This is a genomic window from Veillonella infantium, from assembly GCF_002959895.1.
GTDB lineage: Bacteria > Bacillota > Negativicutes > Veillonellales > Veillonellaceae > Veillonella > Veillonella infantium.
The window spans coordinates 1-12,937 of sequence record NZ_PPDD01000005.1 but is presented as its reverse complement, the minus strand read 5'-3'; the positions used below and the strand labels follow the sequence as shown (position 1 = coordinate 12,937).

General features: G+C 40.1%; 14 protein-coding genes. 3 read left to right on the top strand and 11 right to left on the bottom strand.

Annotated features, from left to right (window positions below; all coding sequences use genetic code 11):
• Positions 1–24: 24 nt before the first annotated feature.
• The 7 genes from VCHSUH03_RS02935 to VCHSUH03_RS02905 all read right to left on the bottom strand — a co-directional run bounded on the left by VCHSUH03_RS02935 (position 25) and on the right by VCHSUH03_RS02905 (position 6,194).
• A complete protein-coding gene (locus VCHSUH03_RS02935; protein ID WP_105094012.1) occupies positions 25–618 on the bottom strand; it encodes a hypothetical protein in 594 nt (197 codons plus the stop codon).
• Positions 619–663: 45 nt separating this feature from the next.
• On the bottom strand, positions 664–1,263 hold the full coding sequence (locus tag VCHSUH03_RS02930; RefSeq protein WP_105094011.1) for a hypothetical protein: 600 nt from the start codon (positions 1,261–1,263) through the stop codon (positions 664–666).
• Between the two features lie 136 nt (positions 1,264–1,399).
• On the bottom strand, positions 1,400–2,158 hold the full coding sequence (locus VCHSUH03_RS02925; protein ID WP_105094010.1) for an SDR family NAD(P)-dependent oxidoreductase: 759 nt from the start codon (positions 2,156–2,158) through the stop codon (positions 1,400–1,402).
• A gap of 461 nt (positions 2,159–2,619) precedes the next feature.
• A complete protein-coding gene (locus tag VCHSUH03_RS02920) occupies positions 2,620–3,621 on the bottom strand; it encodes an electron transfer flavoprotein subunit alpha/FixB family protein (RefSeq protein WP_105094009.1) in 1,002 nt (333 codons plus the stop codon).
• Positions 3,621–4,607 carry an electron transfer flavoprotein subunit beta/FixA family protein gene (locus VCHSUH03_RS02915; RefSeq protein WP_105094008.1) on the bottom strand — a complete coding sequence of 329 codons (987 nt, stop codon included), beginning with the start codon at positions 4,605–4,607 and terminating at the stop codon, positions 3,621–3,623. The genes VCHSUH03_RS02920 and VCHSUH03_RS02915 overlap by 1 nt, the downstream gene beginning before the upstream one ends.
• Before the next feature lie 4 nt (positions 4,608–4,611).
• On the bottom strand, positions 4,612–4,890 hold the full coding sequence (locus VCHSUH03_RS02910; protein WP_005387378.1) for a ferredoxin family protein: 279 nt from the start codon (positions 4,888–4,890) through the stop codon (positions 4,612–4,614).
• Complete coding sequence (locus VCHSUH03_RS02905) at positions 4,887–6,194, bottom strand: FAD-dependent oxidoreductase (protein ID WP_105094007.1); 1,308 nt, start codon at positions 6,192–6,194, stop codon at positions 4,887–4,889. Before VCHSUH03_RS02905 ends, VCHSUH03_RS02910 begins: the two co-directional genes overlap by 4 nt.
• 390 nt (positions 6,195–6,584) lie before the next feature.
• Between VCHSUH03_RS02905 and VCHSUH03_RS02900 the strand changes: the two genes are divergently transcribed.
• Positions 6,585–7,046 carry an ArsR/SmtB family transcription factor gene (locus VCHSUH03_RS02900; protein WP_105094006.1) on the top strand — a complete coding sequence of 154 codons (462 nt, stop codon included), beginning with the start codon at positions 6,585–6,587 and terminating at the stop codon, positions 7,044–7,046.
• 141 nt (positions 7,047–7,187) lie between these two features.
• Here VCHSUH03_RS02900 and VCHSUH03_RS02895 read toward each other — a convergent pair whose 3' ends face one another.
• The 4 genes from VCHSUH03_RS02895 to VCHSUH03_RS02880 form a co-directional block, all read right to left on the bottom strand.
• On the bottom strand, positions 7,188–7,466 hold the full coding sequence (locus VCHSUH03_RS02895) for a type II toxin-antitoxin system Phd/YefM family antitoxin (protein ID WP_005387370.1): 279 nt from the start codon (positions 7,464–7,466) through the stop codon (positions 7,188–7,190).
• 122 nt (positions 7,467–7,588) lie between these two features.
• Positions 7,589–8,905 (bottom strand): pyridoxal phosphate-dependent aminotransferase, encoded by a 1,317-nt coding sequence (locus tag VCHSUH03_RS02890; protein WP_105094005.1) that lies wholly within the window; start codon positions 8,903–8,905, stop codon positions 7,589–7,591.
• Between the two features lie 330 nt (positions 8,906–9,235).
• The gene (locus VCHSUH03_RS02885) at positions 9,236–10,525 is read right to left on the bottom strand and encodes a M48 family metallopeptidase (RefSeq protein ID WP_105094004.1); all 1,290 of its coding nucleotides are present in this window, start codon (positions 10,523–10,525) and stop codon (positions 9,236–9,238) included.
• A gap of 209 nt (positions 10,526–10,734) precedes the next feature.
• Positions 10,735–11,106: a CGGC domain-containing protein gene (locus VCHSUH03_RS02880; RefSeq protein ID WP_105086315.1), complete on the bottom strand. Its 372-nt coding sequence runs from the start codon at positions 11,104–11,106 to the stop codon at positions 10,735–10,737.
• Between the two features lie 434 nt (positions 11,107–11,540).
• Between VCHSUH03_RS02880 and VCHSUH03_RS02875 the strand changes: the two genes are divergently transcribed.
• Entirely contained in the window at positions 11,541–11,915 is a 375-nt protein-coding gene (locus VCHSUH03_RS02875; RefSeq protein WP_105094003.1) for a type II toxin-antitoxin system RelE/ParE family toxin, read from the top strand.
• Positions 11,893–12,168, top strand: coding sequence for a helix-turn-helix domain-containing protein (locus VCHSUH03_RS02870; RefSeq protein ID WP_105094002.1), 276 nt, complete (start codon positions 11,893–11,895; stop codon positions 12,166–12,168). The genes VCHSUH03_RS02875 and VCHSUH03_RS02870 overlap by 23 nt, the downstream gene beginning before the upstream one ends.
• The last annotated feature ends 769 nt before the right edge of the window (positions 12,169–12,937 follow it).

Genomic DNA, 12,937 nt, shown 5'->3' with positions numbered 1-12,937 from the left:
ATCCCACTAGGCTGGACTGTTATATTATTTTGTATATGCTGCATGTGCTGTAGGTGCAACAGTGTTAGCAATAATCGCTTTTGCCATATCACGAGTTACAGGGCGCTCAAAGTACATCGCATGTGTTTGACCATCTTTCGTCCAACCTGCGAGATATACCATTTTTTCGCCACCTTTGAAAGTAACCTTTGTACCGTTTACCTTTTCTGTAGCTGTAACGCGATAATCCTTATGATTACCACTGATATCACCTTTTGTAGTACCTACGCGATACACAATACGTTTGCCTGCCGCTTGGTTCCGCGTTGTATCTTCACCAGCTTGGTAAACATACACAACTTGCAAAACATCTTTATTGATTGTGCTTACAGACTCAATATTATAGCCTACAGGTAATACTTTAGGTAGATGAGGCATAATATTCATGTATTTAGCAGCTTCATCAATAGTAGCAAATTCATGAATTGGGCTTGGCATACCAACCATTGGAGCTGCCTGTTCTGCAACTACAGGTTTAGCTGGATCAGGTGGTACATCATAAGTACCTTGTGCACCAGCTACAGTATAAGAACCTATGCACGCACATGCAACCGCCATCAATACAAATTTTTTAACCATCCGTATAATCTCCCTTCGGTTAACACAAATATTATTAAAAACACATTATTTTATATGTGATGTTTCTTCAACAATATTACGGATAATAGCCTTCGCCACATCTCGTGTAACGGGGCGATAAAAATCTAAAGAATGATTTTGTCCATCTTTCATCCACGATGCAAGATAAACCATTTTGTCACTGCCTTTGAAAGTAACCTTTATACCGTCTACACCTTCAGTTTCTATCACCTTATGAATCTTATGGTCACCGCTGATATCACCAGGTAACTTAGATGAGCGATATATAATATATGCGCCGCCAGCTTGGTTATAATATGGATCCGCACCAGGTTCATAGACATAAACCACTTGTAATATATCTTTCTCTAAGGTTATGACAGATTGAATATTAAAGCCTACAGGCAATAACTTTGGCATCTGTGGTGTTATATTCATATACTCCGCCGCTTCTTTAACGGTGGTGAACACATGTACGGGGCTAGGCATAATAACATTTGGTTCTGTAGGTTCAACTGAGATTCCACCAGTCATAGACACAGATCTATCTCCAACAGATGGCCCGTGTGCACTAGTAATGCTATAGGAACCAATAGCTGCACAAGCTAAAGAAGCCACTAGTAATGTTTTTATCTTCGTTGTCATAACAACAATCTCCGAAAATGCATTTTGTAAAATTATATTTATCAAAATGTGCTTAACAAGTATATCCTAAATGATATAGAATTTCAAGTAATAAATACTACCTATATCATGTTATCAATCTTAGTATAATACCCTATTATTTCTTATGAACCATAAATCCTGCCGCTTGTTGGTTCGCCATGATAGTTACATCGGAAATTTGCAAGCGTTTAGGTTGGTTAGTTACATATAGTACAACATCGGCTACATCCTCTGGTTGAACAGCCTCAATACCAGCGTAGACAGATTTAGCTCGTTCCGCATCACCGTGGAATCGTACTTCGCTAAATGGAGTTTCTACGATGCCTGGTTGAATGGTAGTAACCTTAATGTCTGTAGCTATAGTATCCATGCGAATGCCATCGCTTAATGTCTTAACCGCTGCCTTTGTAGCACAGTACACTGCACCACCTGGATATGCATAAATGCCTGCAGTGGAGCCCATATTTACAATATGACCTTCATTTTTATCAATCATAAAAGGTAGTACTGCTTTTGTTACATATAAAAGGCCTTTCACATTAGTATCAATCATAGTCACCGCATCATCAACAGCACTATCTTGGAAAGGATCAAGGCCTTGTGCAAGACCAGCATTATTTACGAGCACATCGACGCCACCAAAAGCCTCAATAGCAGCAGGAACCTTGCTTTCAACATCCTCGCGACTACGCACATCAAGAACTAAAGTCTCAACACGCACGCCATGCTCCTTAGACAAACGAGCCTGTACCTCGTCGAGCAACTCAGCACGACGGCCAGAAATCAACACATTATCCCCATGCTTGGCATAAGCCTCAGCAATACAAAGACCAATACCAGACGTTGCACCAGTGACAAAAACATTACGAGCCATAAAAGCCTCCTCATCATCAATCCATTTTATTCTATCAAGTTCATTATACCATTTTCAAAATCCAAAAACGCTACCCTACCACCTATAATCGGCGAAAATATTGTATACATGGAAAACAAATAGGGATACCTATTCGAAGCCGCCTTGGGCGCTACGCGTACCATTCCGCCCTTCTCCAAATGACATATTGACGCATCTGAAAGGAAATCGTATAGAAATGAAAAAGGATTACCGTTCCGGAAGCAACTTAGCTCGCTTTAGAGCCTTCTGCTATTCCCTAGAATGATATATTGGCACAGCTACATTTAATACGCTGATATTTGAGCTCTACCACAGCTAGAAAGCAAATAGGGATACCTATTCGAAGCCGCCTTGGGCGCTACGCGTACCCATGAAGGCTGAGGATAGGTATCCCTATTGTTTTATTAGGTTTGACGAGGAGAGCTCAAATACTACGTCTTTTATTTCAGATGCGCCAACATATCATTTAACACTTCCATGCAGTCCCCTACGATGCCATAGTTAGCGTGTTGGAAGATTTCAGCATTTGGATCGTTGTTAATAGCTACGATTGTGTCAGCACCGGAGATGCCGCTCACGTGTTGGATAGCGCCGGAGATACCGAATGCCAAGTATAGTTTAGGGCTTACAGTTTTACCAGTTTGGCCTACTTGGTACGGCAATTCAATCCAGCCTTTTTCAACGAGTGGTCGTGTAGCGCCTACTACGCCACCGATAGCTTCAGCAAGTTCGTAAAGTTTATCAAAGTTTTCTTTAGAGCCCATACCGCGACCACCAGCTACGATGATATCTGCTTCTTGGATATTGTAGCCATCTTTACTGAACGGAATAAAGTCTAAACGCTTCATGCGAATGTCTTCGGGTTTGAGGTCGAATTGTTCAATTTGGATGCGACCCCAGCTATCTGCAATACGTTCAGGCTTTTTAAATACATTAGGACGTACGGAGCCCATTTGCGGACGATGGTTTGGAGAAATGATTTCCGCCAAGATGTTGCCACCCAAAGCAGGACGAGTCCATTCTACAAGACCTTCATTCGTATCTACAGTCAAGATTGTACAGTCTGCTACTACGCCGTTTTGCATGCGACCAGACATACGAGGTGCCAAGTCACGACCATTGTTAGTAGCACCAATCAAGAGGATATTAGGCTTATGGTCTTCAAAGAAATCTGTTAACACCTTAGTGTAGCCATCAGTTGTATAATATTTTAAAAGCGGACTTTCAAAAACGTGAACTATATCAGCACCATGTGCTACTAGTTCCTCTGCTTCGGTTTGCACATTCTCACCTAATAGCATAACTTGAACAAGTTGGCCTAGTTCTTTAGCAATGCGGCGAGCTTGACCGATGAGTTCATACGTAACCGGATGTACCACGTCATCGATGGTATCGGCTACAACAAAGACGTCTCTATATTCATCAAAATTTGTTACGGCCATTACCGGTCACCTCCTTTAGAACCTTCATTACCTTTAGCAGCTGCTACCGCCTTAAACTCACTAGGGGAGACGCTCTCAACAGATGCAGCTCGTTGCACCGGGTCTTTTACATCTACACCCTCATCATTGTCCTCAACCACTTCAACAGGTGCATCATTTGGCACTAATAGATGAGCAAATTTTTCTGGCTTAATATGGTACGCCAATTCAAGAACCTTTTTAGCCCCTTCCTCTATGGATGGTAACATTTCTACCTTACCACGGAGAGGTGGTTGGTATACTTTGCGTACGCGCGTAGGGGAACCGTTAAGGCCGATACGACTTTCATCAATATTAGGCATATCTCGCAATGTGACATGAGAAATTTCATAACGTTTCGCGTAAATAGAGCTCCAAAGGCCTGGTTGACGTGGCTCATTGAGCTCAGCTGTAGCCGTTACTAATAATGGCAATGGCACCTCTACGATTTCGTAACCATTTTCGTGCTCCCGTGTTACAGTTGCTTTTTGAGCCGCTGTATCTACGGAGAATTTACAAGCATACGTTGCTTGTGCCATACCGAGTTCTTCTGCAATTTGAGGACCTACTTGTGCAGTATCGCCGTCGATAGCCTGTTTACCGCAGAAAATGATTTGAAACTGACGGTTCATCGTACGTTGAATATGACGGATGGCAGACGCAATGGTATAGCTAGTAGCCAATGTATCGGCACCACCAAACGCGCGGTCTGTAACGAGTACCGCATCATCGGCACCGAGGGACAAACACTGACGAAGTGCTTCTTCAGCCTGTGGAGGGCCCATGGATAAAACGGTTACCCGACTACCTTCATATTGATCTTTTACCGCAAGAGCCGCCTCTAACGCATGCATGTCATCAGGGTTTACAATACTAGGTAAGCCTGTGCGGATGAGATTATTTGTTTCTGGATCCAGCTTAATCTCAGATGTATCTGGAACCTGTTTGATACATACTAATAACTCCATACACTCACCCCTGTCTAAATTCTACGCCCTTAGCGTTACGCGGATATTTCCATGTTTTTACGATTGTCTCGCCACAAAGAACGCGGCATGTACCACATTCTAAGCAACCAGCGAAATCAAAGGCTAAATCGCCATTTTCTTGCAATGTATATAAACCAGCAGGACAGCCATTTACGAGTTTCATTTTCTCTTCGTGGCTGAAGCCAGCGCCATCCACAAGGATATGAGGAGACGTTTCATCTACATAGTATTTATTGGCGCCCAAGCGCTCTTCTAATTTCATAGGGAACGCACCCCTTTCAAAGCATCACGAATTAAGGTAAATAGGCCAACGTCACCAACGCGACCCATCAATTTTTTCATCATTGGTACTGCACCATCACCGTTAACAGTGAATACATCTCGCATCACATTGTTTACGAGAGATGGATATTCCTTGAATATACGAGGATTGGATGCAAGGAATGCAGGCATATTTTTATACAATTTCAAATCTTTATGCAACCAAGAGTTCTTGATTTGACGTTCATATAATTTAGCTACACGATCCATATTTTCGTCGCGCAAGGCTACGTTAACCGCATCTGCTGCACACATACCAGACTCGATGGCAAGGTCCATCCCACGAATGGTATAACCAAGATTCATACACATACGCGCCGCATCGCCAACGATAATATAACCATTACCTCCCAATTGTGGCATCGCTTTATAGCCACCTTCTGGAACGAGATGAGCACTATGCTCTTTTAATTGACCATTTTTCAACAATGGTGCAATTCTTGGATGGCTTGTGAAAGCTGAAAGCATTTCGTCTACCGATTTATTGGCTTTACCAATATCCTCAAGGCCTACAACCATGCCCACAGAAAGGCTTTCTTTATTAGTATAAATAAAGCCGCCTCCTAATAGACCATCAGTCATATCGCCCAATGTAAGCCATGCCATACCTTCGTCACCAGATAGCATGAGGCGATTTTCAAGATCATCTTTCTTAAGTTTATATACTTCTTTAACACCTACAGCCATTGTACTTGGATCTGTAGGACCTGTTAAACCAGATTTTTCCAATAGCAATGTATTGGATCCTTCTGCGATGATAACGAGTTTAGCGTAAACTTCGTCATCGTGACAGCGAACGCCCACTACGCGGCGGTTCTTGCCTTCCCCTTCAGTAATGAGGTCTGTTACTTGTACATTAGATACAAGAAGGGCACCTTTTTTCTCAGCTTCTTCTGCGAGCCATTTATCAAATTTAGCACGTAATACTACGTAGGATTCTTCATTTGGTTTACCATCTTGGTAACTATACTCGATAGTCGTCATTTCATTGCCAGTACCAATAGAAATGCGCTCTTTTGTCACTTTGCGTTCCAATGGTGCACGGTCTCTAAAGTCCGGTACTAAACGCTCTAAAGAATGTGTGTAGATACGTCCACCCATCATATTTTTAGCGCCTGGTGCGGTACCGCGTTCAACGAGTAATACTTTTACCCGCTGTTCTGCGAGGCGTAGTGCCGCCGCAGAGCCCGCTGGTCCTGCACCAACGACGATAACGTCAAATGTTTCATTGCGATCAATTGCCATATACTCAGCTCCTTTAAATGAAAGCTTAACTTACATAAGTTTATACAGTATATATATATTCTCTATGAAGAACGAAAACACCTTTAAAAAATCGGCAAAAAAAATAAATATATTCTATATTTTACGAAAATGTGTTATATATCACTCTATATGATGTATATATACTCATTATAAACTCATACTATTGCATACTAGGATTTTTAATTAAGTGCAATAAAATTCATCAATTCGTGAAATTTATAAGTTTTTCTAGCTTTCACCGTGAAAGTAGCGTATGATAAAAGTAGGAAAAACCCTATACGGAGCAACACGCGTATAATACGACCGCATAATGCAAGACCACGGTCAAGGTTAGGCACTCATTATTTTGGAATTACCAGAGGAGGCCATATGGACCCGTTAAGAATCTTGAAAGCATTATCAAATCCACATCGGTTAGATATTATATTGTGGCTAAAGCACCCAGAGAAAGAATTCGGTGTACAAGTACACACTAAAACTCTTATCGATTTCCCTAACAGTGTAAGTGTTAAGAGTATTCAAAAGCGCTGTGGTGTATCTCAATCTTCCATCTCTACATTTATGAGCATCTTAGAAAATGCGGAACTCGTAGAGTCTCGCAAGATTGATCAGTATACCTATTTCCGCCGTAACGAAAAAGTAATTCGTGAGTTCGGCGAATGGTATAACAAAGAGGTATCCATCCAATCGGATGATATCGATAAATTATTAAAAACGCTTAACTTAGAAGACACTTCGTATCCTATAACAGAGGAAACCTCTGCGCTTGGCGAGCAACTCGCTGCCGAAATCAATACTAAGGGATCCGATCATGATGAAAACAGAAAATAAAATTCTCCCTTATTCACTATACTTAGGGATAAAAGAAAAAGAGCTATAATACATGTAATTATAGCTCTTTTTGATTTTTAATCATCTAATATATTTTGTAAATCTCGCCGATTATAGTAAATTAATGGTAAAATCGTAAGTTTATATTTCCGCTCCATCGATTCTCTCCCTTACTCGACGAAATACATCGGCACCAGAGTATCGAATTTTACTTTCTTTTGCTGCAGAATCGGCTTCATCCAAGGCATACTCAATAGGATCTGTTAATGCTGAATATTGTTCAATACTCATTAACACCATTGTTCCATATCCATTCTTAGTTAAAAATACAGGCGAATTCGTTGTAATAACGGTTTCTTCAACTTCAGGAAATTTATTACGCAAGTCTGATACAGGTCTAATATTAATCAATATATACACCTCCTTATATCATAATTCTATCATTATTTTATTAATTTTACTAACAATATTATGGTAATAATAATTCAACTAAAAATGCCCTCCAAAAGGAGGGCATCTGTTATATTAGAATTATACTTCTTCTATCGTTGTGCTTCGTAGGCTCTGAATAGTTTAGATAATAATTCAGGTGCCAAGCGCAATAGGTCTGGATTTTCACAGAATGATACGCGCAATTGTGTTTTGCCGGGATTCTCTTCACCTTTTTTGCCACTATAGAAACCATTGAGTGGAGCCATGAGAAGTGTATACTCTTTGCCGTCATCAAGGCTTACTGCACCGTGTTCAGCACACCAGGAGGCAAATTCTACGCCATCAAAGCCCGGTTTTGCTACCTTCCGTACGTCGATAACAAAGTAAATAGACGCTTCTGGACGAGATACGATGAAATCAGGTTCTACCGCTTTAAAACCTTCATGGAGTTCAAAGATCATCTTACGATAGTAGTCCCGTTGTTGCTCATACCAGTTATGAAGCTCTGCGTGGCTTTCATGAGCCAAAGCACCAAAGATATATTGGCCTAGTGTATTAGCACTAAGGTTTGCTGTATATTCAGCTACAGATTTTTCATAGCATAATTTATTATCTGTAATGATGGCGCCAATGCGTAGACCACAAGCATTCCATACCTTACTAGCCGTTTCAAGACTGATACGACGGCCTTCAATGCCAGGCACATCCTTATCGGTTAAAGCCCAGATACTAGATGTTTCTTTCCCTTTTTCGTAAGCCAATTCGCGGTACGCTTCGTCAGAAATAATCCACAAATTATGTTTAACACATAATTTTGCATATTCAATCAACGTTTCTTTACTGAATAATTGACCTGTTGGATTATCGTAAGGAATGATGAGCAACGCACCTGGTTTTGTATCGATAATACGTTGTTCTACTGTTTCAACGGATGGTAACTCAAACTCACCATCTTCATTAAGTCGACGTTCAACAGTTACAGTTTTACGACCGATACGAAGACCAACTGCATCATAGTTTGTATAAGATGGGTTGAACATTAAAAGAGGGCGTTCCTCTTCGCCTGCACCACCACACACGCCAAGCATGATGATTTCCATCGCCATGGATGCACCGTCTGTTACGAGTACATCAAGACCAGTTGTATCAAAACCTTGGCTGCGTAAAATGTGAAGGAATGCTTCGCGACATTCATCAGTACCTGTAGTTGGTACGTATGGCACGATGCCATTATGGAACGGGCTATTCACACCGCCCAAATCGAACAACCGACGCTGCATGGCGGGATGCATAGGACGCATTACATTACCAATAGAACCATTCACCAAAATTGGTGGGTTCTTACGTTCCAAGAATTTAATTTGTCCTAAGCGAATGCCAGATGGCTTTCGAGCCATCATATACGGCGACAATTCTGGTTGTTTCATTCAGATCCAACTCCTCTAAAAAAGAAACGGCCTCGATGAGAGGCTATGCTAACTGTGAAAGTAACAAGCGCAATGTTAGACGCACAACTACGGGTAACAAGCTTGCACATCACAAAGATAATATTCTTATATATTAAAAAATTCCCAATATATTGATATATATAGATACTTAATATTATAGTGCTTTTGTTATAGAAAATCTATAGTTTTATAACATATACGGACTCACATATATACTATTCGTACCATAAATCAATACAGTAGCCTTCAAGGCATACAAAAAAGACCGAGCTATTTATAGCCCGGTCTTATATAGCAGTAACAATTAAATTATCTATCGATTGTTTTACGGCCACTGTTCGTAGAGTTTGAATGATTTGTAGCTTTAGCTGTATGTTTAGTTGTAGAAGCCTTAGTAACAGGTTTTACTTCTTTACCTTTAGCCGGTTTAGCTTTTTCCATTTTTACAGGTTTAGCCTTTTCTTGCTTTACCTTTTTAGGTTTCTCTTGTTTTACTTTTACAGGATTTTTAGCATTAACCGCTGCACCTGCTGGTTTAACAAAGGCATTATTAAGGTTTGTCGCCACTTGTAGTGCTACGTCAGAACTTGGGGTAGATACGATGGATTGGCCTGCAACCGTTACAGTGTCACCGCTGTAAGATGCAGCGCCTGGCGTAATTTGGTTGTTATGGTACAGACGTGCTAATTTACCAGCCATGTAATACGCACGTTCTTCCCCTGTATAGCGGCCGCTACCTGCTGGGCTATAGATATTATCGCCGTTCACGTAAACTGCGCCATTAGACACGTTTACGTGGTTTCCAGAGTATGTGTACATGCGGGAAATATTGTTATTTACACGATCAGACAACTTAGGATGGTTATTAGGTGCCACTACTTGTGAAAGCCCTTCACGATAGTGTTCCCCCACTTTGTTGCGTAATACCGCCATAGAACCAGCTGCACCGCCTACATTATAAGGAGATTCGCTTAAAATCTTGAAGCCTAGTTCATCGGCTGCTTTTTCTTGGCTCATTGTAAATACTTGGTTAGACAAGTAGTTGCCGGCTACATTAGATAATAACGCTGCTCCTTCACTACCACCAGCTGCAATGCCTACAGCTGTAGAAAGGCCAATTTGCTTTTTAGCGCCATTAATAATATCTTTATGCTCACCATGAGCAATTTCATGGGCCATTACATAAGCCAATTGATCATCATCAAGGGTATCTAACGCACCTTTATTAACGGACATAACACGACCAAGCGTTGCAAAGGCATTAAACTCTTTATCAGGATTTGCATAGACAACGTAAGAACGCTTTACACTAGGGGAAGCCTCTAATGTTTTCAGAATGCGTTGTACGCGCTCTTGAGCTGCACTATCGTTTAAGTAGCCTGTTTTTTCTTTTGTACGAGCCAAGCTCTCTTGTTGGCCTTGCTCAGAATTATCCATTTTATTTAATGCAGTAGATACATAAGCCATGGCAACAGCACCACCTGCCAATGTTTGTACTGCACTAGATGCAGCATTCACAGGAGCTGTTTGCATGATTGCCGGTGCCATAGTTACCGCCATAGCTACAGATAACGTAGCTGCTGTAAGTTTCTTGTTCATTCTCTCAACCTTTCAAATGATATAACCATATCATAATCAATCAAAATAGTACTCTAACATTTACACACTATACATATAGTATCTCTTCATCGTAAATATAGAATGAATAAGAGAACATCTATTCATCTATTATCTATATGTCAATTATGGAGCGCTATATAACAATTATGAATCATTCCTCTATGGAAAATTAATCAAAGATTTTAGATTTATTCATTATCCACTACTGGTTTAGCTGAAAGTATAACAGCTTCTTTTCCATCCTTAGAAACGGCAGCCCCATGAGTATAGCCCACTACATCAAAGCCCGCCTCTGCACACTGCTCTGCGATGCTTTCATAATTTTCATTCTTACCACGGGTGCAGGTAGATAAATGAACCGTAGTAACACCCTTTTTCTTGAAAGACTCGATTTTCTTGGCTAGATCACCACCACTATGGGTGAAACCTACCAACTCAATATCCTCATCTGCATAACGCTCAAAGGAATCCGCTTTATTCATAAATGCTTTTAAACAACCGCCACAAGAACAGCGCTGCATTGTATCCTCATTCACGAGGACCGCAATTTTCTTAGTCATAAGACCTCCTATGAAAATATAGTATTAGAATTAGTATAACATAGCTATAAGGAAAAAACGTATCCTAAAGCACGTTCATTAATGATAATTATAGATAGTTTGACCTATACAATTAAAATCTTGAAAGCTCATTAATATCTTCATCACACATATATACATCTAGCCAAAATACCAAGTATTAACATCAGTTACATTTAACTAATAACAATAAATGATACAACTTGATTTCTTTTAATTATAGACCTTTAAGGATAGTTAAATACCTTAAGACTTGAATAGTGATTACCAGTCTATAGATTTATGCTTATTATTTCTTTAAGCTACAAAAAGCTACTAATTTAACTATATAGTAAAAATAAGAATTCAGATAAGCAATCACTTTAAAATTGAGGTTTGAACGCATATATGCTATCATAAAAGAAAGAAGGATTTGGATGAAGAAACCGAAGTTTATATCTTATACTAGACCAAATGGTCATAACGAGTTTGAAGAGTTTTATAACTCACTCCCTGTTAAAGACAGAAATAAATTACGTGCCACAATAGAAATGATTGAAGAAGCTGGTATACAAGCAGCAATTCAACTTGAATGGGTAAAAAAATTAGATAGCGAAATAAACGAGATACGATCAAAAGTTTCGTCAAATATTCAAAGAGCCTTATACTTCCATGTAAAAAACAACCAATATATTATCACTCATGGATTTACTAAGAAAACGCAAAAAACACCAATAAAAGAAATAGAAAGAGCAAAACAAATAAAATACGAATTTGAGGAGGAGTATTATGCCACTAAAAACATTAGATAAGATATTTGAGAAAGATAGAAATAATCCTACTTTAACAGAACACTATTTAGAAGAAAAAGCTAGATTAGAAAATGCCTTGGCCGTATTAAAAGCAAGGGAAGCTGCGGGTTTAACACAACGTGATTTAGCGAAAAAATCTGGTGTGCCACAGTCTACAATCGCACGTATAGAGAAAGGTGCAAATACTAGTTTAACTACTATGTGTAAAATTGCATTTGCTTTAGATAAACAATTAAAGATAAGCTTAGTATAAGAAATAACCCCTATAAGCTAGTTAAGATGGCTTATAGGGGTTTTATGCGTTCTCTTATAGTTGTTTCCATAATTGTTTTATTTACGTAACTTTATCCAAGTAACATACAGTGAATTTACAAAACCTTATAGATACTCAACTAATATACGGTGCGATACCATAGGTGCTACGCACCGCGGTATCGTTTAGAGGTAATTTGCCTCCTATCACTAGCCGCGGCTTCCTATCACACTCGCCCATGACGGCATTTAATATAATCTTTTAATGTACGGTGCTTATATTAGGGCTTCGTCGAACCTGATGCAATGGACGTATGCGTCGCATAGATCTAATTGCTTTTCGGTGGCCCTACTTGCTTCCTCACTGTGGATTTCCCTTCTCTGCTTCGCAGCTCGGTAAATCTTACGTTCGGAAGAAAGTGATGCAGTGAATCTGTCGTCGTTTCACTCCTCCATCTTCTACTGCCCTACTTTTCCCAACGCCGACTCTATTGATGAACACACATAGATAAAACTTGTACAATCTTGGCTGGAGACGGCTCTAGCAGGGTTAGCTTAATCAGCGAGTTCTCATGTACGGTTCTGCCCTCCAGGATACTGGGTGTTCGTCGCTGTGGATGGCCTTATGTAGCTTCGCTACATGTCCATCTTACGCTCCGAACTAAGCGATGCAGTGAATCTGTCGTCATTTCATTCCTCCATCTTCTACTGCCCTGCTTACCAGGTACCCTGGGAGGATAGGAAGCCATACAACAAAAAAAGACACACCC